The following is a 23159-nucleotide window of genomic DNA, read 5'->3' as shown; positions in this document are numbered from 1 at the left end:
CCTTATCGATTAGACCAGCGAGGTACCCGCATGCAGACGCTTCTGGTGTTGCTAAAGCCCGTAGGGAAGTGGCGGCCAAAAGGATTATGAAACTCGCTGCGATCCATACGAAGGTTTCTATTCGGGCCACTTGCTGTTCTCCGGGGTGGACGATGATTCCATATACCCATCGGCGACGTCTGGAAGTGGCCCTCAGCGGCCTAACTAGGGCGCATTAGCCATGCCCGGTGTGAAAAACTAGCGGACACGGCCCACGCGCAGGCCGGCCGGATTTATGAGTACACGCCCTGGCGCGAGCCTGCGGCCATGACGCCACGGGCGGCGTGAATCAAACACACCGCCCGCAATTCGTGGTTTGCCGCCTCAGCAAGGGAGGCTTACTGCGAACGATCGGAGGTCCAGCCCTTGTACTCGGCGACGTTGTCCCTGGTCACGAGCTTGGACGGCAGCAGCTCGACGGTCGAGGCCGGCTTCTGGCCATTGAGGATACCAACACCGACCTGCACGGCGCGGCGCGCCATGAAGAACGGATCCTGCGAAGCCGAAGCCTGAATCTGCGGCGACTGCGGATCTTTCAGCGCGGCCTCGATATCGGGCGCACCGTCGACCGCGGTGATGACGATGCCGGTTCGGTTCTGCTGGCGCGCCGCAAGGTCGGTGCCGATCGCCTGGGGATCGTTGATGGCGAAGATGGCGTCGATCTTGGGGAAGCGGGTCAGATAGCCCTGAGCAACGGTGAGACCGCCTTCGCGCGAGCCTTTGCCGTCCTGGTCGTTGGACAACACCTTGATGCCGGGATTCTTCGAGAAGACGTTCTTGCAGCCGACGACGCGGTCGATCACGGCGGAGACCTGCGGTCCGTTCTCGATGATGACCTCGCCCTTGCCGCCCAGCTTGTCGACGATGTACTGGCAGGAGATCTCGCCGGCCTGCACGTTGTTCGTGGTCACGGTGGCATCGGCGCCTTCGGCCGCGGTATCGACCGCGACGACGACGATGCCGGCGGCCTGCGCCTTCTTGATCGCAGGCCCGATCGCCTTGGGATCGCCGGGGTTGAGCAGGATCAGATCGACGCCGGCGGCGATGAAATTGTCGATCTGGGTGACCTGCTTGCCGAGATCGTATTCGAAGCCGACCGCCGTGATCTTCACGTTGGGATTGGTCTTCCTGGCCTCGAACTCGGCGCCCTTCGCCAGTGCGACAAAGAACGGGTTGCCCATCGACCCCAGCGAGACGCCGATCGACTTGAGCTCCTTCGCCGAGGACGGCACGGTGCTAAGAACAAGCGCCGTCGCGGCGCCGGCGAGCATGATCGTCTTCAACATGGACTTCCTCCCTGGTCTGTCTTGGTCCCCGGCGCGGCAGACCAGTTGCCGCAACGGAAGCTTTCATGTTCTGGCCGAGCCTTTAAGTTCTGGCGGAGCCTTTATGTTCTGGCGGAGCCTTGCAGCCGGTACCGATCCAGCGCCACGGCGCCAATGATGACGAGGCCCTTGATCACATATTGCCAGATGTCGGAGACACCGACGAGGATGAGGCCGTTCGACAGCACCGCGATGATCAGCGCGCCGACCAGCGTCCCCCAGATCGAGCCGATGCCGCCGACGAACGAGGTGCCGCCGAGGATCACGGCGGTGATCGCGTCGAGCTCGTAGGACTGGCCGAGCTGCAGGCCATTGGCGGCATAGAGCCGCGCCGCCTGCATGGCGCCGCCGAGCCCGGCGAAAAGCCCGGAAACACCGTAGACGAAGATCAGCACGGCCCAAACCTTGATGCCCGCAAGCCGCGCCGCGCTCTCGTTGCCGCCCACCGCGTAGATGTGCACGCCGAGCACGGTCCGGCGCAGCACCAGCCACGACACCAGAATGACGAGCAAGGCGATCACCGAGAGCCACGGGATCGATGCGACGCCGGGAACGAGCGTCAGCGAGCCGTTGCCGATGAAGGCATAGGGGATCGAGGGATTGAACACGGTGGTGTCGGCCCCGAGCAGTCGCGCAAGGCCACGCACCGCGGTAAGAGAGCCGAGCGTGACGATGAAAGGCGGCAGGCGGAGCAGCGCGATCAGCGCGCCGTTGACGATGCCGAAGCCAAGGCCCGTGAGCAGCGAGGCCGGCAGCCACAGCATGCCAAGCTCCGGCAGCTTGGACAGCGTCAACCCGGCCATCGCGGAGGCCGCCAGGATCGAACCGACCGAAAGGTCGATGCCGCCGGTGAGGATGACGAAGGTCATGCCCGCGGCGAGCACAGTGTTCACTGCGGCCTGCTGCAACACGATGCCGAGATTCTGTCCGGTGAAGAAGCGTCCCTCGGACAGAAAATGAAAGCCGATGCAGAGGATCAACAGCACCGGCAGCATGCCGAGCGCGCTGATCAGCACCCTCACCCGCTGGCGCTTTGTCTCGGCGGCAGCGCCATTGGTCGTCGTCGGGGCGGACTGGACCTCCGCAGCACCGTTGTCAGGCATCGAGATGCTCCATCCCCGTGGCAAGCGCCATGATGTCTTCTTGTGTCAGCGGCGAATTGGGTCCGCGGCTCACCTCGCCGGCGATGTGCCCGGCCCGCATGACGGCGACGCGGTCGCAAATGCCGATGATCTCGGGCAGGTCGGACGAGATGACGAGGATCGCGGTGCCGGCCTTGGCCAGATTGTCGATGATCGAATAGATCTCGGACTTGGCGCCGACATCGACGCCACGCGTCGGCTCGTCGAGGATCAGCACCTTCGGCGCGATGGCGAGAAGCCGCGACAGCAGCAGCTTCTGCTGATTGCCGCCGGACAGGCCACCGGCGGGGACGCCGACATTGGCGGCGCGGATGCTGAGGCCAGCGAAGGCCCGATCGGCGCGCTCGCGCGCCTTGTCACGGTCCAGGAACCAGCCGAGCTTGGCATCGCGGCCGAGCACCGCGAGGTTGATGTTGTCCAGACAGGACATATCCAGGAACAGGCCGAGCGCTTTGCGGTCCTCGGTCAGATAGGCGATGCCGGCCTCGAGCGCCTCACCGGGGGTGCGGATCTCGACCGGCTGTCCTTCCAGCTCGAGCCGGCCGGAGGTTTTTGGCAGCGCGCCGATGATGAGATGCGCAAGCTCGGTGCGGCCGGCGCCGATCAGGCCGGCGAGCCCGACCACCTCACCTGCATGCACCGTAAGCGAGCAGCCCTTGACGCGCTGGCCATCGGCTATGTCGATCGCTGCGAGCACGGGGTGCCCGCGCCCCGCGTCGGGATCGTGGTCCTTCTTGTAGAACGAGGAGACGTCGCGCCCGACCATCAGCCGCACGATGGTGTCGGCACGGATTTCGGGCTTGTCGAGCGAGCCGACCAGCCGGCCGTCCCGCAGCACGGTCACGCGGTCGCCGAGCGCGTAGACCTCGTCCATGCGGTGCGAGATGTAGATGATGGCGAGCCCTTCCGCCCTGAGCTGGCGGATCAGCGCGAACAGCCGCGCGCTCTCGCCCGCCGACAGTGCGGTGGTCGGCTCGTCCATGATCAGGATCTTTGACCTCGCATGCAGGGCACGGGCGATCTCGACCAGTTGCCGCTGGCCCATGGACAAATGGGCGACCAGCGTCGAGGGCAGGAAGTCTGCGCCAAGCCGCTTCAAAATGGGACCGACGCCCTCACGCATCTCCCCGCGCGCCAGCAGTCCTGAACGCGAGATCTCGCGACCGAGATAGATATTCTCGGCGACGCTGAGATTGGGAGCGAGCGACAGCTCCTGATAGATGATGGAGATGCCCGCCGCGCGGCCGCCGAGCGGACCTTCAATCCGGACCGGATGCCCTTCGATGCGGATCTCGCCGCCGGGATCAGGCTTGTAGGCGCCGGACAGGATTTTCATCAGCGTCGACTTGCCGGCGCCGTTCTCACCCATCAAGGCATGAATCTCGCCGGCATAGACGGTGAGATCGACGGCACGCAGCGCCTTGATGCCGAAGAAGGATTTGGAGACCCCGCGCATCTCGAGGATCGGAGCATTCATCGTGCCTCCCGGCGCACAATGCGTTTCCCACCCGCGTCTCGATCTTCTTGTCAGCGCGGCTCACGCATTAAACAAAAGGCCGCGGCACAGGGCAATACCGAACACAGCGAAATACGATATCGCGGCGATGCTAGTGGCGCGGCCGATACAGTTCGCGCCAGGCGGGAAGCCGTTCGGCGTAAGCATCGGTCAGCCCGGTGTCAGGTTCGAACGTCTCGACGCGTTGCGGTCGCGTGCACACGGTTGCGATTGCCTCACCCGTGACAGCAAGCCGCCCTAATCTTGCCGCACCGAACGCCGCGCCGGTCTCGCCGCCGGCGAAGCGGTGGATGGGAACATTCAGCACGGTTGCGAGAACCGAAAGCCAGAACGATGACCGCGAACCACCGCCGATGACGTCGGCTTCCGCGATCGCGATACCGGCATCCGCGAGAGCGTCGCGGCAATCGGTCAGCGCGAAGGCAACGCCTTCGAGCACCGCCTGCACGATCGCATTGCGATCGGTGCCATGGCTTAAACCATCGAGCATGCCGCGCACGGCGGGATCGTCATGCGGTGTCCGCTCCCCTGCGAGATAAGGCAGGAAGCTCACCGGCGACGGCGCCCGCGGGCGCGATCCTAGCGGCGCCAACAACTCGGTCTCAGTGACACCGAACAGGCGCGCGGCCCAAGCCAGGCAGGAGGCGGCCGACAGGATCGCGCCGGCCTGTATCCACATGCCCGGGATGGCATGGCAGAACGTGTGCACCGCGCGGTCCGGATTGGCGGCGATCGTGGCGGTCGGCGCCAACAGGGCACCCGATGTTCCCAAGGATATGAACGCGGTTCCCGGCTGGATCGCGCCGATGCCGATGGCGCCCGACGGATTGTCGCCGGCACCGCCCGCGATTACCGGCCGCCCGGTCATGCCCCAGCGCCGCGCCAGCTCGCTCCGCAGCCTTGCTGCGGGCGCGCATCCCTCGACCAGACTCGGCATGTGCTCGCGCGTCAGGCCCGTTGCGGCCAATGCGGCGTCCGACCAGTCCCGGCGCGCAGCGTCGAGCCACAGGGATCCCGATGCATCCGAGACATCCTCGACGGCCTCGCCCGAAAGCGCCAGGCGCAGATAGGCCTTTGGCTGCAGCACGAGCTTCGTCGCAGCGAAAATGTTGGGCTCATGCGTTGCGATCCAGAGCAGTTTTGGCGCGGTGAATCCCGGCATCGCCTTGTTGCCCGTCACCGCGCGCAAGGCGGGCCAGCGTTGCTCCAGGACACGACATTCCGCGGCGGCGCGTCCATCGTTCCAGAGGATGCAGGGCCGCAAGGGCCTCAAGCCCGCGTCGAGCAGCGTGGCGCCATGCATCTGGCCGGACAGCCCAATGCCCTTGACCGCCGCCAGCTCTTGTCCATGCGAAGCCTTCAGCGCATCGAGCGTGGCGAAGGCCGCATCGATCCATTGCGCGGGGTCCTGCTCGGAATGACCCGGCTGCGGCGAGGCGATCGTCAGCGGCCTGCTCGCGCTTGCGATCACGCGCTGGGTGTCGTCGACGAGAACCGTCTTGACTGCGGAGGTGCCGAGATCGATGCCGAGATACATGGATGCTTCCCGCTCACTTCGCCGCGTCCATCCAGATCCCTGGCTCTGAATGCTCACGGATGTGGCTGACCAGGAAGTCCGAGAACACCCTGATCTTGGCCGGCAGCCTGACGCGGTTCTGGTAAGCGATGTTCATGGTGAGCAGCGGCAGCTGCCAGTCGCTCAGGACAGGCACCAGCCGACCGGCCGCGATATCGCCCTGCACGATGTAGAGCGGCTGGATCAGGATGCCGAGCCCCGCACGCGCTGCACCACAAATGATCTGGCCGTCATTGCTGTCGAGCGTCGGCGCGATCCGCACCGTCTGCGTCGTGCTGCCCTGGCTCAGCCGTAGCGAATAGGGATCGTTGGCGAGATTGTAGATCAGCATGTCGTGGCGGGCGAGATCGGCGGGATGCTCGGGCCGGCCGTGCTTTTCCAGATAGGAAGGAGCCGCCGCGAGCACACGGTGCATCTGGCCAATGCGGCGGACGACGATGTTGGAATCCGGCTCATGCTCGCGCGTGCGGATCGCGACGTCGATGCCGGCCTCGATGAAATCCAGATAGCGGTTGGCGCTGATGATCTGCACACTGAGATCGGGGTAGAGCGCGCGGAAGGCGGGCAGCATCGGCGCGAGATAGATCATCGCAAAGGACAGCGAGGACGTGACGCGCAGCATGCCCTTCGGTGACAGCGCACGGTCGGAGACGGCGTCCTCGGCTTCGGCGAGTTCGTTCAAGAGCGTGCTGCAGCGTTGCAACAGCTCCTGCCCTGCCTCGGTCAGCCATTGCCGGCGCGTGTTGCGCTCGATCAGCCGGACCGCAAGCCGCTCCTCCAGGGCGCTGAGATGGCGGCTCGCGGCCGCGTTCGACATCCGCAATGTTTCGGCAGCTTTGGAAAGGCTGCCGAGCTCGGCCGTTTTGGAGAAGACCTCGAGTTGAAGCAGCCGGTCCATTTTTGCGTATATCGGAAAAGAGACTTACAAATTTTGGTCTTTATTTCCGATTTCTGCAAGGCAAAATAGCTCCCAACAAAGCACTGGGACAGGCGAGGAAATCAGGAAATGTCGGGCCCGATCAGGCACATCGTGATGTGGCGGCTGCGCGGGGAGACCCCCGAGGAGCGCTCCGCCGCCCGGGTCAAGGTCAAGACGCTGTTCGAGGGCCTCAAGGGCCGGATCGACGGCCTCACCCATATCGAAGTCGGCATGGATGTCAGCGCGGTCGATTACGCCTGCGACGTCGTTCTGTTCTCCGAATTCACCGACCAGACAGCGCTCAGCGCCTATGCCAACCATCCGGAACATCTGCGGGTGCGCGAGGCATTGGGCGACTTGCGGATCGGGCGCTTCCAGGTCGATTATCCCATCAAAGAGACCGGCGCATGATCGGTTCGTTCACCTTTGAAAACCTGCCCTGCCGCGTCGTGTTCGGCAGCGGAACGCTGGCTGAAGCCAAGGCCGAGGTCGAGCGACTCGGGGGCAAGCGCGCGCTGGTGCTGACGACGCCGCAGCAGGAGGCGCAGGGCAAGAGCCTCGGCGCGGCGCTCGGCCCGCTCTATGCCGGCATCTTTCCCGGCGCGACCATGCACACGCCGGTCGAGGTCACGGAGCGCGCGCTCGCCGCGATGCAGGCGTGCGAGGCCGACTGCGTCGTCTCGCTCGGCGGCGGCTCGACCACGGGCCTCGGCAAGGCGTTGGCCTTGCGCACCGGAATCAACCAGCTCTGCATTCCCACCACCTATGCCGGCTCGGAGATGACGCCGATCGTCGGGCAGACCGAGAACGGCCTGAAAACCACGGTGCGCGACGCGGCGATCCTGCCCGAGACCGTGATCTACGATGTCGATCTCACCTTGACGCTGCCGGCGAGCCTCGCGGCAACATCCGGCATCAACGCGATTGCGCATGCGGTGGAGGCGCTGTACGCACGCGACGCCAACCCCGTGACATTGCTGATGGCCGAAGAAGGCATTCGCGCCCTGGCCAAGGCCCTGCCCGCCATCGCCGCGAAAAGCGACGATCGCGAGGCCCGCACCGAAGCGCTCTATGGCGCCTGGCTGTGCGGCGTTTGTCTGGGCACTGTCGGCATGGCGCTGCATCACAAGCTCTGCCATACGCTCGGCGGCACGTTTGATCTGCCGCATGCCGAAACCCACACCATCGTGCTGCCGCATGCGCTCGCTTACAACGCCCCGGCCGTGCCCAATGCGATTTCACGCATCTCGCGCGCGATCGGCGCGGCTGACGCACCGCAAGGTCTTCACGATCTCGCCAAGCGGCTCGGCGCGAAGCTGGCGCTGCGCGACGTCGGCATGCCCGAAGCCGGCATCGACAAGGCGGCCGATCTCGCGGTGACCAATGCTTACTGGAATCCGCGGCCGCTCGACCGCAACGCCATTCGCGATGTGATTGCACGCGCCTGGGCCGGCGAGCCGCCGGTCCCCGTCAAAGCGGCGGTGTGAGGCGATGCGGCGCACGCTGATCAAATCCGCTATTGTCATCACCATGGATGACGCGATCGGCGATCTCGCAACCGGCGATGTGCTGGTCGAGGGCAGCCGCATCATCGACGTGCGGCCATCGATCGACGTCGCGACAGATGTCGAGATCATTGACGGCAAGGACCGCATCGTCATTCCCGGCCTGATCAACGCGCATATGCACACCTGGCAGACCGGCTTGCGCGGCTTCGCCGCGAACTGGACGCTGCTGGAATATTTCCGCCGCATGCATGCCGGCCTTGCGACCGTGTTCCGGCCCGAAGATATCCACATTGCAACCCTCGTCGGCGCACTGAACCAGATCAATTGCGGCACCACCACGCTGGTTGACTGGTGCCACAACAATCCGACGCCAGATCACACCGACGCTGCCGTACACGGCTTGATCGAGAGCGGGATCCGCGCCGCCTTCTTCCACGGTTCGCCCAAGCCGGAGCCGAAGCCGGGCGAGCCGCATTTCTCGGAAGTGCCACACCCGCGCCGCGAGGTCGAGCGGCTGCTGGCGGGCCCCCTTGCCGACCGCGACGGCCTCGTCACGCTCGGGCTCGCCATTCTCGGTCCGCATTATTCGACACTCGACGTTGCGGTGCAGGACTTCCGTCTGGCGCGCGAGCTGAACCTGATCGCCTCCATGCACCAGGGCGGCGGCCCGGCCAAGACGGCCGGCGGCTGGGAGAAGCTGATCGAGGCTGGCCTCGTCGGTTCGGGCACCAACATCGTCCATGGCAACGACCTGCCGGACACGTTGCTGGACCGGATGGTCGATCTTGGCGTGTCGTTCTCGGTGACGCCGGAGAACGAGATGATCCAGGGCCATGGTTTTCCGATCACCGGGCGTTTGCTCAAGCGCGGCGTGCGGCCGACGATCGGCATCGACCTCGAATCCATCCTGGCCGGCGATCTCTTCTCCGCCGCCCGCATCGCGCTGTCCATGCAGCGGGCGCTCGACAATGCCGAGTCGCGCAAGACCAGCGGCAGCATTCCGGCGACGACCACGGTTCCCGTGCGCGAGGCGCTGCGATGGATCACGACGGAAGGTGCCCGCATGCTCGGCCGCGAAAACCAGATCGGATCGCTGACACCGGGCAAGCTCGCCGACCTCGTCATCATCAACGCCTCCGACCTCAATCTCCACCCGGTTCATGATCCCGTCGCGACCGTGGTGATGCAGACAAGCCTCGCCAACATCGAGGCCGTCATGATCGGCGGCGCCTGGAAGAAGCGGAATGGCCGACTGCCGGTCGAAGGATTGGAGGCCAAGAAAGAGCTGCTAGCGCAATCGGGCCGGCGGCTGGTGCAGGACATCGAACGACAGGGACGCGCCGCCTGAAGGCGCCAACGGACGATAACAATGACAAACGCTTCGAAGAACATCGCTTTCATCGGAATTGGTAAGATGGGCCTGCCGATGTCGGCGCTCGTGGCCAAGGCCGGTTACGCCGTCACCGCGTTCGATCAGAGCGCGGCACGGATCAACGAGGCGCGCACGCAAGGCATTGCGACTGTGGCATCGCCGGCCGAGGCCGTCAGCGGCAAGGCCGCTGTCGTCACCTCCCTGCCCGACGATGCAGCCTTGCGCGGGGCGCTGCTCGGCTCCGCCGGCTTGGTCGCCGCAATGGCGCCAGACGCGGTCCTCATCGAGACCAGTACCGTCAGCGTCGAGGCCTCGACCGAAGTCGCAGCCGCCGCGCAGGCGCGCGGCATTGCCTATCTGCGTTCGCCGGTTTCCGGCAATGCCAGCATCGTCCACACGGGCGCGCTGACCTGCTTCGTCTCGGGCCCCAAGGATGCGTTCGAGAAACTCAAGCCGCTGTTCGCAGCCTTCACCCGTGCCCAGACCTATCTCGGGCCCGCCGAAGAAGCGCGCTACGCAAAGCTCTCGGTCAATCTAATGATCGCGGTGTCGGCCGCGATGATAGCGGAAAGCCTCGCGCTGGCTCGCAAGGGCGGCATTGCCTGGCAGGACATCCTGAAGGTGCTCGACGACAGCGCGGTCGCCTCCCCCATGGTGAAGTACAAGACCGCGCCACTGCGCAGGCGCGACTTCGAGTCAACCTTCTCCTGCAAGCAGATGGCCAAGGACCTCGACCTCATTCTCGGTGCCGGCCATGCCGTCGGCGTGCCGCTTCAGCTCGCCGCACAAGTGCGCGAGACCTATGGCTCGCTGGTCGCCCAAGGCGACGGCGACACCGACTTCATCGCCACCGTCAAACATCTCGAGCGGCTGTCCGGCCTTGGCGAACCCGAACTCTGATCCTCGGAGGCCCCATGCGTAACTTCAACGAGACCACGATCACGGAAGCAGTGCTGGAGCGGATCGCGGGCGCGACCGATCCGCGGATCAAAGAGATCAGCGAAGCGCTGGTGCGTCATCTTCACGCCTTCGTCCGCGAGGTGCGTCCGACCCAGAAGGAGTGGGAGTTCGGCATCGACTTCCTGACCCGCACCGGCCACATGTGCAACGACAAGCGCCAGGAGTTCATCCTGCTGTCGGACACGCTCGGTGTCTCCATGCTGGTCGATGCCATCAATCACCCGGTGCCGGAGGGCGCGACCGAGACCACCGTGCTCGGCCCGTTCTTCGTGCAGGCCGCGCCGGAGAAGGACAGCGGCGCCGACATCTCCGGCCCGATGGAAGGCGATTCGATGCTCGTCACCGGATCGGTTTCGACCGTCGACGGCAAGCCGCTGGCAGGCGCCGTCGTGGACGTCTGGCACTCCGACGATGACGGCTATTACGACGTGCAGCAACTCGACAGCATCGGCGATCTCGCCATGCGCGCCCGCTTCCACACCGATGCCAACGGCCGCTTCCATTTCTGGTCGATCAAGCCGGCCGCCTACCCCATTCCGCATGACGGTCCGGTCGGCGACATGCTGGAGGCCCAGGGACGCCATCCCTGGCGCCCGGCACATGTGCACTTCATGATCTCGGCGCCCGGCTTCGAGCAGCTCGTGACGCACGTGTTCGTTGCCGGCGACCAATATCTCGACAGCGACGTGGTGTTCGGCGTCAAGGACAGCCTGATCCGGGAGTTCGTCCGTCACCCCGCCGGCCGTGCGCCGGATGGTCGCATGGTGGACGGTGAGTATTTTCACCTCAATTATGATTTCGGCCTGAAGCAGGTCGCGAGCAACGCAAGAGCCGCCTAAGCTTGGCGGCGATGGACCGAACAAGAGTCCGGCAACAGGGAGCAGACAGGGAACCAGGATGGGACCGCGGGTCAGCACGAGCATATTGGCCGATCGCCTCACCGGCCTGATCGGCCCGCGCGCGAGCGTTGCGCGCGGCGTGCTCGATCAGCACGGGCAGAGCGAGTCGCATTACCGGAGCCTGCCGCCCGACATCGTCGTCTTCCCCGAGACGACGCAGGAGGTCGCCGAGATCGTCAAGCTGTGCGCTGGTGCGAATATGCCGATCGTGCCGTTCGGCGCCGGCACCTCGCTCGAAGGCAATGCGGCCGCGGTCGCGGGCGGAGTCTGCTTCGACTTCGCGCGCATGGACAAGGTGCTGGCCGTGCACGACAGCGACATGGATGTCGTGGTGCAGCCCGGCATCACCCGCAAGCAGCTCAATGCGGAGCTGCGCAATACCGGCCTGTTTTTCCCGATCGATCCCGGCGCCGACGCCTCGATCGGCGGCATGACCTCGACCCGCGCCTCCGGGACCATGGCAGTGCGTTACGGCACCATGAAGGATAATGTCATGGCGCTGGAGGTGGTGCTGGCCGACGGCCGCATCATCCGCACCGCCAGGCGCGCGCGGAAATCAGCCGCGGGCTACGATTTGACCCGCATGTTCGTCGGCGCGGAAGGCACGCTCGGCGTCATCACCGGGATCACGCTGAAAGTGCATCCCGTGCCGCAGGCGATCTCGGCGGCTGTCTGCAGCTTCGACAGCCTGCACAACGCCGTGGATACCGCCATCTCGGTGATCCAGTCCGCGATCCCCGTGGCCCGGATCGAACTGCTCGACGACGTCATGATGCGCGGCATCAACGCCTACGCCAAGCTCGGCTATCGCGAGGCACCGACCCTGTTCTTCGAATTCCATGGCTCCGAGAGCTCCGTTGCCGAGCAGGCCGAGGCCGCACAGGCGATCGCCGCCGACCACGGCGGACATGGCTTTGCCTGGGCCAAGGCACAGGAAGACCGCAGCCGGCTCTGGCACGCGCGCGACAACACGCTTTATGCGGGGCTGGGCCTGCGGCCTGGCGCGCGCGCCGTGATCACCGATGTCTGCGTGCCGATCTCCCGGCTGGCGGAATGCCTGACCGAGACGCGGCGGGACGCAGACCAGCACGGTTTTACGGCGCCGATCGTCGGCCATGTCGGCGACGGCAATTTCCACATGCTGATCCTGATCGACCCGGCGAAGCCCGAGGAAGCCGAAGGCGCCAAGGCGCTGCAGGCCCGTATGGTCGCCCGCGCCATATCCATGGACGGCACCTGCACCGGCGAGCACGGCATCGGGCTCGGCAAGATCGACTATCTCACGGACGAACTCGGCGAGGCAGTGGACGTGATGCGATCAATCAAGCGGGCGCTCGATCCTGACGGGTTGATGAATCCCGGAAAGATCTTTGCGAGCGGAGCCAACATATGAGCGACGCGCTTCCGATCGATGTTACCTCACCCACGCCGCTCTTGGAGCTGCGCGGCATCAGCAAGGAGTTTCCCGGCGTCAAGGCGCTGGATGACGTGTCCTTTGCAGTGTATCCCGGCGAAGTCCACATGCTGCTGGGCGAAAACGGCGCCGGCAAGTCGAGCCTGATGAAGGTGCTGTGTGGCGCCTATCGTGCCGATGCCGGGGAGTTCTATCACAACGGCGAGAAGGTCGCGATCTCCTCGACTGCGGATGCGCAGAAGCTCGGCATTGCCGTGATCTTCCAGGAATTCTCGCTGGTCCCCTATCTGGACATCGCCCAGAACATCTTCCTTGGGCGCGAGCCGAAGGGCCGTATCCCCGGCACCATCGACCGCCGCAGGATCCTGGCCGACGCCAGGCGCGTCCTCGACACGATCGGCTTTGACATCGATCCCTCCACCACCGTCGACAAGCTCGGCGTCGCGCAGCAGCAGATGGTCGAGATCGCCAAGGCGATCAGCCAGAACGCGCGGATCCTCGTCATGGATGAGCCGACCGCGGCGCTGTCCGACCGCGAGACAGAGCTCTTGTTCGCTTTGATCGCACGGCTCAAGGCAGACGGCGTGTCCATCGTCTACATCTCGCATCGCATGGCCGAAGTGTTCGCGCTCGGCGACCGCATCACGGTGCTGCGCGACGGCCGCCGCATCGACGGCGTCAGGCCCGCCGACGTCACGCCGGACCAGCTCGTGCGCATGATGGTCGGCCGCAACGTCGACATGACCTATCCCCGTCACTTTGCCGACAAGCCGGGCGAGCTGCTGCTGGAGGTCAAAGGCCTGACTTCGCCCACCGGCATCTCCGACATCAACATCGAGGTGCGCCGGGGCGAGATCGTGGGCCTGTGCGGCCTCGTCGGCTCCGGCCGCAGCGAGGTCGCGCGCGCCATCTTCGGCGCCGATCCCGTCACGTCAGGCGAGATCATCTTCGACGGCAAGGCGATTTCCGGCGAGCCTGACCTTGCCGCCCGCCGCGGCATCGCGCTGATCCCGGAGAGCCGCAAGAGCGAGGGCCTCGCGCTGCTGCGGTCGGTGAGCGACAACCTCGTGGTGTCGGCGCTGCGAAAACTGTTCCCGAGCGGCTTGTTCGACCAGCGCGGCGCGCAGCGCACCTCCGACGCCCTGATCCGGCAATTGCGCATCGCAACGCCGAGCGCGCGGCAGACCGTCGGCCTGCTCTCCGGCGGCAACCAGCAGAAGGTCGTGATCGGCAAATGGCTGGCGGCCGGCTCAAAGCTCTTCATCTTCGACGAGCCGACGCGCGGCATCGACGTCGGCGCCAAGTCGGAGATCTTTGCGCTGATCGACCGTCTTGTGGCCGACGGCGCGGCGGCGCTGATGATCTCGTCCGAGCAGGTCGAGATCTGCCACGTCTGCGACCGCGCCTATGTGATGCGCGAGGGCCGCATCGCCGGGCATCTGACGCGCAACGAACTCACGGAGGAAAACATCGTGCGCCTGGGGATGCATCATGCGTGAAGCCGCGGTCGTCTCACAGCCGAATCCATTGCAGCGCATTCCCGGCGTCGCCATCGTGCTGGTGCTGCTCATCGCCCTGTTCGGCGCGATCGCACCCGGCTTCCTGTCGGTCGCCAACCTCTCCAATGTGCTGGTGCAATCGACCATCCTCACCATGCTCGCTCTGCCGATGACGCTGATCATCATGACCGAGGGGCTGGACCTGTCGATGGGCGCGGTGCTGACGCTGACCTCGCTGTGCGTTGCCATTGTGTCGCTCGCGACCAAGTCAATGCTGCTGGGCCTCGGCGCCGGGCTCCTCGTCGGCGCAGCCTTCGGTGTCACCAACGGCTGGCTGGTGGCGATCCTTGGCATTCCGCCCTTCGTCGCGACGCTGGGCACGCTCGGCATGGCGCAGGGCCTGTCGCTGATCGTCAGCGACGGCCAGAGCGTGGTCGGCATCCCCCACAGCGTGCGCGACATCTATTCGGCGACGCTGCTCGGCATTCCCGTGCCGATCGTGATGGCGCTGGTCACCTACGCGGCGTTCCACGGCTTGCTCTATCACACCCGCTTCGGCACCTACATTTTCGCGCTCGGCGGCAACCGCGAGGCGCTGCGCTATGCCGGCCTGTCGCCGAACAAGCTGCTGATCGCGGTCTATGCGATCGGCGGCGCCATGGCCGGCATCGCCGGCCTGTTGATGACCGCGCGGATGAATTCCGGCCACCCGACCGCGGGCCTCGGCCTCGAATTCGATGCCATCGCCGCGGTCGCCGTCGGCGGCACCTCGTTCGAGCGCGGCAATGGCTGGCTGCTCGGCACCCTGCTCGGCGTCCTCTCCGTCGGCGTATTGCGTAACGGGCTGAACCTGATCTCGTTGCCGTCCTCCGTGCAGGTCGCCAGCGTCGGCGTGCTCGTCATCGTCGCGCTGTTCCTCGATGGCCTCAGGAGCCGGGCATGACCGACATCACCAAAGAGACGATCATGCCGCCGCGCTCTTTCCTGTCGCAAGACGCGATCCAGGTGTTCTACCGCCTGCTCGCGGCGCTGCTAATCTGCGCGGTGCTCGCCGTGCTCAGCGACTCCTTCCTCAGCCTCGGCAATATCCTCAACGTGCTGCGCCAGGCGAGCCTGACCTTCTTCATCGCCTCAGGCCTGACACTGGTGGTGCTGACCGCCGGCCTCGATCTGTCCGTCGGCGCCAATGTCGCGCTGTCGGCCTGCATCGCCGGCACCGTGATCCACAAGACCGGCTCGCCGGCGCTCGGCATCCTCACGGGGCTCGCCTGCGGCGGCATCGTCGGCCTCCTCAACGGCGTCATGGTCACCGCGCTGCGCATCCCCTCCTTCATCGCAACTTACGGCATGCTGTGGGTGCTGAACGGGCTCACCTATTGGTACATGGCGGGCGAAACGCTGCACGGCTTCCCCGCGGGCTTCCGCCAGATCGGCAGCGGCTATCTGTTCGGCCTGCCGATCCCGGTCTATCTGCTGCTGGTGTTCCTCGGCATCGGAACGTTCTTCGCGCAACGCACGATCTGGGGTCAGGAGATCTATGCGATCGGCGCCAATCCGGTCGCGGCCCGCCTCTCCGGCATTCCGGTCGCGCGGCGCCTGCTGCTGGTCTACACGGTCTCAGGCATCATGGCGGGGCTCGCCTCGATCATCTTCCTGTCGCGGCTCAATTCGGCCGAAGCCGACATCGGCGAAAGCCTGACCCTGCCCGCCATCGCGGCGGTGCTGATCGGCGGCACCTCGTTGTTCGGCGGCGTCGGCACCGTGTTCGGCACCTTCATCGGCGCACTGATCCTGACCTTGGTGCTGAACGGCATGAACCTGCTCTCGGTCAGCGCCAATTGGCAGCCGCTCGTCACCGGCATCATCGTCATTCTCGCGGTCTGGCTCGACATGAAGACGCGCCGCCGCGCGCAATGAGTTCTTAGAGTTCCAACAAGCAAAACGAGGGATGGAGGCAACATGAAACGGACACTGGGCTATCTGACGCTGCCGCTGCTGATGGCGGCGGCATTCACCACGCAAGCGCGGGCCGACGGCGAGACCATCGCCGTCTTCACCAAGAACCAGACCAACCCGTTCTTCCAGACGGTGCGGGTCGGCGCCGACAACATGGCGAAGACGCTGAATGCGAAGACGCTGCAATACATCCCGACCAAGCCGGACTCGATCCCCGAACAACTGAGCCAGATCGAAGACGTCGTGGTGAAGAAGCCGAGCGCGATCGTGTTCACGCCGGTCGACTACAAGGCCATGGTGCCTGGTGTCGAGAAGATCAACGAGGCCAAGATCCCTGTCGTCAACATCACCGACCGCTCCGCGGGCGGCAAGTTCCTGTCCTTCGTCGGCGCCGACGATTACAGCCTGGGCCTCGAGACCGCACGCTTCCTGCTGAAGACACTCGGCGGCAAGGGCAACATCGTCATCATCGAGGGCGTCAAGGGCTCGCTGACCAACGTCGACCGCGTCCGCGGCTTCAACGACGCGCTGAAGGAGAATGCGGGCGCCAAGCTGCTGGCCTCGCAGCCCGGCAACTATCAACGGCTGCAGGCGCTCCAGGTCATGGAGAACCTGATGCAGTCGAATTCGCAGATCGACGGCGTGCTCGCCGCCAACGACGCCATGGCGGTCGGCGCGATCGAGGCGCTCGACGGCGCCAACCGCAAGGCGCAGGTGATCGGCATCAACGGCACCAAGGAAGCGATCGACGCGATCAAGTCAGGCAAGCTGCTCGCGAGCGGCGACTACAACGGATTTGCGCAAGGATGCCTCGGCACCATGATGGCGATCCGCGCCCTGCGCAACCAGCCCGTCATCGCCGAGATCGTGCTGAAGCCGACCGTCATCACCAAGGACAATTACCAGCCATTCGACGTGCCGCTGGAGCAGCGGACGTGCCCGACCTTCGAGGACGCCAGCAAGCTCGGCGCGAAGTAACTCCACCCATCACGTCCGGACGGCCGCCATGGCGGCCGTCCCAACACTGAAGCAAGACACGGAGACACCATGCTGTTCGCCATTCACGCCGTCGACCGCGCCGGCGCGCTGCCGACCCGGCTCGCCAATTACGATGCCCACAAGGCGTTCCTCAGCGACACCTCGCGCTTCGGGGTCAAGATCGTGATGTCGGGGCCGCTCGTCTCCGACGATGGCCAGACGATGATCGGCAGCCTGTTCCTGATCGAGGCGCCCGGCCGCAGCGAGGTCGAGGCTTTCAACCGCGCCGATCCCTTTGCCGCGGCCGGGATCTGGGAAAAGGTTACCATCACAGGCTTCCTGCGCCGGCAGGGTTGAGGCCGGCCAAATCGAAAACGCGAAAACAACCCCATGCACAGTAGAATGGGGTTGTTTTTGTTGACGAATTTCCGACGAAAATCCAGTCCTCAGCTGCTCGTCGCGGCGGCACCGTCTTCGAGATGACAGGCCACCCACTGCTCGGCTCCGGCCGCGCGCAGCACCGGCTCCTCGGTCCGGCAGCGATCGAAGACGAACGGGCAGCGGGTGTGGAAGCGACATCCCTTCGGCGGATTGATCGGGCTCGGGACGTCGCCCTTCAGGATGATCGGATTGCGCTGGGCGCCCGGTTCGGGCAGCGGCACCGCCGAGAGCAGCGCCTTGGTGTAGGGGTGTCTCGGCGCGGCAAAGATCTCGCGGCGGGGAGCCACCTCGACGATCTTGCCGAGATACATCACCGCGACGCGGTGCGTCATGTGCTCGACGATCGCGAGGTCGTGGCTGATGAACAAGAGCGCTAGGCCGAACTCGCTCTGCAGATCCTGCAGGAGATTGACGATCTGCGCCTTGACCGAGACATCGAGCGCCGAGACCGCCTCGTCGCACACGATCAGTTCGGGCTCCGCCGCGAGCGCCCGCGCGATGCCGATACGCTGACGCTGTCCGCCGGAGAATTCGTGCGGCCTGCGATGGAGCGCCTCGCGCGGCAGGCGCACGGTGTCCATCAGCGCCGTGAGGCGAACCTCGAGATCCTCCGCCGACTTGGCGAGGCCGAAATTGCGGATCGGTTCGGCGAGAATGTCGCGCACCCGCATGCGCGGGTTGAGGCTCGAGAACGGATCCTGGAACACCACCTGCACGCGGCGGCGCATCTGGCGTATCGTGCTGGGTGCGGCGTCATCGATGCGCTGGCCGTCGAGAATGACTTGCCCTGCGGTGATGTCGAACAGCCGCAGGATGGCGCGGCCGACCGTCGACTTGCCGCAGCCGGACTCGCCGACCAGCGACAGTGTCTCGCCGCGCGCGATCTCGAAGGAGACGCCGTCGACCGCATAGACGAACTCACGCTTGCGGCTGAACAGACGGCCCTTGACCGGAAAATGCTTCTTGAGGTCGTTGACCTGGAGCAGCGGAGGGCTCATGCCGCGACCGCTCCCTTGGCCGCGTAGTGACAGGCGGCGATGTGGCGCGGCCCCTTCTCTTCGAGGCCCGGCGCGTATTGCCGGCACAGATCGGTCGCGAGCGCACAGCGGCCGGCGAAGACGCAGCCGGTGATCGGCTTGCGCAGGTCGGGCACCTGGCCGGGAATTTCGGCAAGCCGTCGTGCCATGCCCGTCAGGGAGGAGCCGAGCCGCGGCACGGCGCCCAGCAGGCCTTGCGTGTAGGGATGGCGTGGGGAACGGAACAACTCGGCGACCGGCGCCTCCTCGACCTTGCGGCCGGCATACATCACCATGACGCGCTCGGCGATCTCGGCGACGACGCCAAGGTCGTGCGTGATGAGAATGATGGCCGCGCCGACCCGGCGCTTGAGATCCAGCATTAGCTTGAGGATCTGCGCCTGGATCGTCACGTCGAGCGCGGTGGTCGGCTCATCCGCGATCAGGAGCTTCGGATTGCAGGCGAGCGCGATGGCGATCATGACGCGCTGGCGCATGCCGCCGGAGAGCTGGTGCGGATATTCGCGCACCCGCCGCTTCGGCTCGGGGATGCCGACCAGCGTCAGCATCTCGATCGCGTGTGCCTCGGCGGCCTGCTTGTCCAGGCCCTGATGGATCATCAAGGTCTCGCGGATCTGGCGACCGACGGTGAGAACCGGGTTCAGGCTCGTCATCGGTTCCTGGAAGATCATCGAGATGTCGTTGCCGCGGATCGCGCGCATCTCGCGGTCAGAGAGCTCGAGGAGATCCTTCCCCGCAAAGCGGATGCTGCCTGCGATCCTGCCCGGCGGCTCCGGGATCAGCCGCATCAAGGACATCGAGGTCACCGATTTGCCGCAGCCGGATTCGCCGACGATGGCAAGCGTTTCGCCTTCATTGACGTGGAAGGACACGCCATCCACCGCGCGGTTGATGCCGCCGGGGGTGCGGAAATGGGTCTGGAGGTTTTCGACTTCGAGCAGGGCCATAGCGGTCAGCCCCTCACAGGCTCTTGGCCATGCGCGGGTCGAGCGCATCGCGAAGGCCGTCGCCGAGCAGGTTTACCGCAAGCACCGTGACGGACAGGAACGCTGCCGGGAAGAACACGATGTAGGGCTTGACCTGCCACAGCGCGCGGCCCTCGGCCATGATGTTGCCCCAGGATGGAATGGTCGGCGGCGTGCCGGCGCCGATGAAGGACAGGATCGCCTCGGTGATCATGGCGCTGGCGCAGATATAAGTCGCCTGCACCAGCATCGGCGCCACCGTGTTCGGCAGGATGTGGCGCAGGATGATCATCGGCGTGCGCGTGCCGCAGGCCACCGCCGCATCCACATAGGGCTGCTCGCGCAGCGACAACACGACGCTGCGGACGAGACGCGAGACGCGCGGGATCTCGGCCACGGTGATGGCCAGGATGACGTTGCCGACGCTGCCGCGCGTCAGCGCCATCAACGCGATGGCGAGCAGGATCGGCGGGATCGACATCAGCCCGTCCATGAAGCGCATCAGGATGCCGTCGGCCCAGCGGATGAAGCCCGAGACCATGCCGATGGCAAGCCCCGCCGCGGATGCGAAAATCGCCACCGACAGGCCGACCGTGAGCGAGACCCGTGCGCCGAACAGCACACGCGAATAGATGTCGCGGCCGAGAACGTCGGTGCCGAACCAGAAATCAGCCGACGGCGCCCGCGTGCGTTTGGCCGGCGCAAGCGCGGTCGGATCAACCGTCCAAAGATAGGGCGCAAAAATCGCGATCAGCACCAATGTCAGCAGCAATGCGCCGCCGATCGCGACCGTGGGGTGGCCGCGCAACAGGCCGACGAAGCCGCGGCGTATCCTGACCGGCCGGAGAATCTCCGGCAATTGCGGCGCGAGGACGAGGCCGGTGGGTAGCGATTGCGGATTGACGGTGGTGTCGGTCAATAGCGAATCCTCGGGTCAACGAGCGTATAGATGACGTCGATCATCAGATTGACGAGGACGTAGACGAAGCTGAACAGCAGCACGATGCCCTGGATGACGGGATAGTCGCGGCGCAGGATCGCATCGATCGTGAGACGGCCGAGGCCGGGAATCGCGAACACGCTCTCGGTCACCACCGCACCGCCGATCAGCAGCGCAATGCCGATCCCGATCACGGTCACGATCGGCACGGCCGCGTTCTTCAAGGCGTGAATGAACAGGATGCCGCCCTGGCCGAGGCCCTTGGCCTTGGCCGTGCGGATATAGTCCTGCTGCAGCACTTCGAGCATGGCGGCGCGGGTGATGCGCGCGACCAGGGCGATGTAGACGCAGCCGAGCGCGATCGCTGGCAGGATCAAATTCTCCAGCCACGGCCAGAAGCCTTGATTGAGCGGCGTATAACCCTGCACCGGCAACCATTCGAGCTCGAGGGCGAAGATGTAGGCGAGCATGTAGCCGACCACGAAGACGGGGAGCGAGAAGCCGAACACGGCAAAGCCCATGATGACGCGGTCGATCAGGCTGCCGGCCTTCCAGGCCGCCACGACGCCGAGCGGCACCGCCACCACGATCGTGAGCAGCAGCGTGACGATCATCAGCGACAGCGTCGGTCCGAGCCGCTGCCCGATCATCGCCGATACCGGCAAATTGGTGAAGATAGACGTGCCGAGATCGCCGTGCAGGATGCGCCAGACCCAGCTTCCGAACTGCACCAGGAACGGACGATCGAGGCCGAGGCTCTGGCGGATGCGCTCCACATCCTCCGGGCTCGCCTGATCGCCCGCGATCACCACGGCGGGATCGCCCGGCGCGATGTAGAGCAGGCTGAACACGAACAGCGCGACGATCGCCATCACCGGCAAGGTCGCGACGACGCGACGGAGGATGTAGGAGAGCATCTGGCTTCAGCACACCATCATGCGGACTTCGACACGCCCCAGAAGAACGGCAGCGGCCCCTTGGCGATGCCGGAGACGTTCTTGCGCCACGCCGTGTAGGTCAGGAAGAAGCCGGTCGGCGCATAGACGACATCCTCGATCGCTGCCTTGTTGACCCGCCCGATCGCCGCCTTCTCTTCCTCGACACTCTTGGCGTCGAACCAGCCTGCAATCTCCTTCTCGGTGTTCGGGCTGTTGGGCCAGCCGAACCAGGCCTTGTCGCCGTTGGCGCGGATGGCGGTGTAGGCGGCGGGCGTGATGCAGTCGGCGCCGGCATGCCAGCTGTGGAACATGTTCCACCCGCCCTGCCCGGGCGGCGTCTTCGCCGCACGGCGAGAGCCGACCGTGCCCCAATCGGTCGCGACGAAGTCGACATTCATGCCGAGCCGCTTCAACAGATCCGCAGTGACGTCGCCCTGCGCCTTGGTGATCGGCTGGTCCTGCGCGACGAGACATGTCACCGGCTGGCCGGAATAGCCGCTTTCGGCCAGCAGCTTCTTGGCGGCATCGAAGTCGCGCTTGCCCTTCAGGATCTCGCCGCCCATCTCGTTGTACACGGGCGTATCCGGCGTGAAGAAGCCGGGCAGCGGCTTCCACAACGCGTTGTCGTCGCCGACGATCGCGCGCATGTAGTCTTCCTGGCTGAGCGCCATCAGCACCGCGCGCCGCGCCCGCACGTCGTTGAACGGCGCGAACAAATGGTTCATGCGGAACGAGCCGATATTGCCGAGGGGATCGCCGATGTCGACGCTGATGTTCTTGTTCTTCTTCAGGACGGGCACGAGATCGGCGATCGGGTTCTCCCACCAGTCGACCTCGCCGTTCTGCAAGGCAGCCGCCGCGGTCGCGGGGTCCGGCATCACGATCCATTCCACGCGATCGACCAGGATCTGCTTGCCGCCGGCGAGCCAGGAGGCCTTCTCCTGCCGCGGCACGTAATCGGTGAACTTCTCGAACACCGACTTGGCGCCTGGGACCCACTCGCTCTTGGCGAACTTCATCGGACCCGAGCCGACATATTCGGTGATCTGCTTGAAGGGATCGGTCTTGGCGATCCGTTCCGGCATGATGAAGGAGCACGGCGCGTTGTTCTTGGCGAGCGCATAGAGCATTTTCGGGAAGGGCTGCTTCAAGACCCATTTGAAGGTGCGATCGTCGACGGCCGTCAGTTCCTGCTGGATGGCGATGATCATCAGCCCCATCGGATCGCGCGCAGCCCAGCGTGACAGGCTGGCAACGGCGTCCTTGGCCAGCACCGGCTCGCCATCGTGGAACTTGAGACCGGGGCGCAAGCGGAACGTCCAGGTCTTGCCGTCGTCCGAGGTCTCCTCGGACTCGATCATCTGGCGCTGCGGCTGCAGCTGCGCGTCGATGCCGTAAAGCGTGTCCCAGACCAGCGCCGCGGCATTGCGCACGACATATTGCGTGCCCCAGATCGGATCGAAATTGGCGAGATTGGCCTGCGGCACGAAGCGGAGGGTACGGGCTGATGCGCCTTGCGCGATCGCCGGGGCCGAGAGGCCGGTCAATGCCAGACCGCCCGCGCCGGCAAGTCCCTTCAATACGGTCCTGCGATCCATGACGTCCTCCCAGTAATGCTGTGATGCCGGCCGTCGTTGGCCAAGGGCAGGTGAAACCAGAACCCATTGGCGTGCAAATGGTATGCCACTAACCGGACCTTCGCCAGCGGGATCTCACCGCCATTCGGGCCGGCTGG

At 65.4% G+C, this 23159-nt stretch carries 21 protein-coding genes; 11 read left to right on the top strand and 10 right to left on the bottom strand.

From position 1 onward, the window contains the following. Window positions 1–377: 377 nt before the first annotated feature. The 5 genes from AC0WRY_RS12925 to AC0WRY_RS12905 form a co-directional block, all read right to left on the bottom strand. Window positions 378–1325, bottom strand: coding sequence for an ABC transporter substrate-binding protein (locus AC0WRY_RS12925; RefSeq protein WP_194407345.1), 948 nt, complete (start codon window positions 1323–1325; stop codon window positions 378–380). Between the two features lie 101 nt (window positions 1326–1426). Beyond that, a complete protein-coding gene (locus tag AC0WRY_RS12920) occupies window positions 1427–2467 on the bottom strand; it encodes an ABC transporter permease subunit (protein ID WP_491123182.1) in 1041 nt (346 codons plus the stop codon). Continuing rightward, window positions 2460–3983, bottom strand: coding sequence for a sugar ABC transporter ATP-binding protein (locus AC0WRY_RS12915; protein ID WP_194407343.1), 1524 nt, complete (start codon window positions 3981–3983; stop codon window positions 2460–2462). The genes AC0WRY_RS12920 and AC0WRY_RS12915 overlap by 8 nt, the downstream gene beginning before the upstream one ends. A 130-nt stretch (window positions 3984–4113) precedes the next feature. Further along, on the bottom strand, window positions 4114–5559 hold the full coding sequence (xylB, locus tag AC0WRY_RS12910) for a xylulokinase (protein WP_491123181.1): 1446 nt from the start codon (window positions 5557–5559) through the stop codon (window positions 4114–4116). Window positions 5560–5572: 13 nt separating this feature from the next. Continuing rightward, on the bottom strand, window positions 5573–6496 hold the full coding sequence (locus tag AC0WRY_RS12905) for a LysR family transcriptional regulator (RefSeq protein WP_194407341.1): 924 nt from the start codon (window positions 6494–6496) through the stop codon (window positions 5573–5575). Window positions 6497–6604: 108 nt separating this feature from the next. Here AC0WRY_RS12905 and AC0WRY_RS12900 point away from each other — a divergent pair, with 108 nt between their 5' ends. The 11 genes from AC0WRY_RS12900 to AC0WRY_RS12850 all read left to right on the top strand — a co-directional run bounded on the left by AC0WRY_RS12900 (window position 6605) and on the right by AC0WRY_RS12850 (window position 17460). Further along, window positions 6605–6928, top strand: a complete 324-nt coding sequence (locus AC0WRY_RS12900) for a Dabb family protein (RefSeq protein WP_491123180.1) — start codon at window positions 6605–6607, stop codon at window positions 6926–6928. Further along, window positions 6925–8004: a maleylacetate reductase gene (locus tag AC0WRY_RS12895; protein WP_194407339.1), complete on the top strand. Its 1080-nt coding sequence runs from the start codon at window positions 6925–6927 to the stop codon at window positions 8002–8004. The genes AC0WRY_RS12900 and AC0WRY_RS12895 overlap by 4 nt, the downstream gene beginning before the upstream one ends. 4 nt (window positions 8005–8008) lie before the next feature. Further along, the gene (locus AC0WRY_RS12890; RefSeq protein WP_194407338.1) at window positions 8009–9373 is read left to right on the top strand and encodes an amidohydrolase family protein; all 1365 of its coding nucleotides are present in this window, start codon (window positions 8009–8011) and stop codon (window positions 9371–9373) included. Window positions 9374–9394: 21 nt separating this feature from the next. Beyond that, the gene (locus AC0WRY_RS12885; protein ID WP_194407337.1) at window positions 9395–10297 is read left to right on the top strand and encodes an NAD(P)-dependent oxidoreductase; all 903 of its coding nucleotides are present in this window, start codon (window positions 9395–9397) and stop codon (window positions 10295–10297) included. A 14-nt stretch (window positions 10298–10311) separates the two neighbouring features. After that, window positions 10312–11196: an intradiol ring-cleavage dioxygenase gene (locus AC0WRY_RS12880; RefSeq protein ID WP_194407336.1), complete on the top strand. Its 885-nt coding sequence runs from the start codon at window positions 10312–10314 to the stop codon at window positions 11194–11196. Between the two features lie 58 nt (window positions 11197–11254). Then, a complete protein-coding gene (locus tag AC0WRY_RS12875; RefSeq protein WP_194407335.1) occupies window positions 11255–12649 on the top strand; it encodes an FAD-linked oxidase C-terminal domain-containing protein in 1395 nt (464 codons plus the stop codon). Beyond that, window positions 12646–14169 carry a sugar ABC transporter ATP-binding protein gene (locus AC0WRY_RS12870; RefSeq protein ID WP_194407334.1) on the top strand — a complete coding sequence of 508 codons (1524 nt, stop codon included), beginning with the start codon at window positions 12646–12648 and terminating at the stop codon, window positions 14167–14169. Before AC0WRY_RS12875 ends, AC0WRY_RS12870 begins: the two co-directional genes overlap by 4 nt. Further along, the gene (locus tag AC0WRY_RS12865) at window positions 14162–15112 is read left to right on the top strand and encodes an ABC transporter permease (protein WP_194407333.1); all 951 of its coding nucleotides are present in this window, start codon (window positions 14162–14164) and stop codon (window positions 15110–15112) included. The genes AC0WRY_RS12870 and AC0WRY_RS12865 overlap by 8 nt, the downstream gene beginning before the upstream one ends. After that, window positions 15109–16086, top strand: coding sequence for an ABC transporter permease (locus tag AC0WRY_RS12860; RefSeq protein ID WP_194407332.1), 978 nt, complete (start codon window positions 15109–15111; stop codon window positions 16084–16086). The genes AC0WRY_RS12865 and AC0WRY_RS12860 overlap by 4 nt, the downstream gene beginning before the upstream one ends. A 42-nt stretch (window positions 16087–16128) precedes the next feature. Then, complete coding sequence (locus AC0WRY_RS12855; RefSeq protein WP_194407331.1) at window positions 16129–17103, top strand: sugar ABC transporter substrate-binding protein; 975 nt, start codon at window positions 16129–16131, stop codon at window positions 17101–17103. 69 nt (window positions 17104–17172) lie between these two features. Then, complete coding sequence (locus tag AC0WRY_RS12850) at window positions 17173–17460, top strand: YciI family protein (RefSeq protein ID WP_194407330.1); 288 nt, start codon at window positions 17173–17175, stop codon at window positions 17458–17460. 89 nt (window positions 17461–17549) lie between these two features. Here the strand turns inward: AC0WRY_RS12850 and AC0WRY_RS12845 are convergent, their stop codons facing one another. Genes AC0WRY_RS12845 through AC0WRY_RS12825 form a run of 5 tightly spaced genes read right to left on the bottom strand, consistent with a single transcriptional unit; the run spans window position 17550 to window position 23022 of the window. Continuing rightward, window positions 17550–18542 carry an ABC transporter ATP-binding protein gene (locus AC0WRY_RS12845; protein ID WP_194407329.1) on the bottom strand — a complete coding sequence of 331 codons (993 nt, stop codon included), beginning with the start codon at window positions 18540–18542 and terminating at the stop codon, window positions 17550–17552. After that, a complete protein-coding gene (locus AC0WRY_RS12840) occupies window positions 18539–19528 on the bottom strand; it encodes an ABC transporter ATP-binding protein (protein ID WP_194407328.1) in 990 nt (329 codons plus the stop codon). Before AC0WRY_RS12840 ends, AC0WRY_RS12845 begins: the two co-directional genes overlap by 4 nt. Before the next feature lie 13 nt (window positions 19529–19541). Further along, window positions 19542–20465 carry an ABC transporter permease gene (locus AC0WRY_RS12835; protein ID WP_211418257.1) on the bottom strand — a complete coding sequence of 308 codons (924 nt, stop codon included), beginning with the start codon at window positions 20463–20465 and terminating at the stop codon, window positions 19542–19544. Beyond that, window positions 20462–21403: an ABC transporter permease gene (locus AC0WRY_RS12830; protein ID WP_194407326.1), complete on the bottom strand. Its 942-nt coding sequence runs from the start codon at window positions 21401–21403 to the stop codon at window positions 20462–20464. The genes AC0WRY_RS12835 and AC0WRY_RS12830 overlap by 4 nt, the downstream gene beginning before the upstream one ends. 17 nt (window positions 21404–21420) lie before the next feature. Next, window positions 21421–23022: an ABC transporter substrate-binding protein gene (locus AC0WRY_RS12825; RefSeq protein WP_194407325.1), complete on the bottom strand. Its 1602-nt coding sequence runs from the start codon at window positions 23020–23022 to the stop codon at window positions 21421–21423. Between the last annotated feature and the right edge of the window lie 137 nt (window positions 23023–23159).

The organism is Bradyrhizobium sp. T-12 (genome assembly GCF_058314695.1).
Note: the sequence above shows the minus strand (reverse complement) of the source record. Positions and strands in the feature narration are given on the sequence as shown.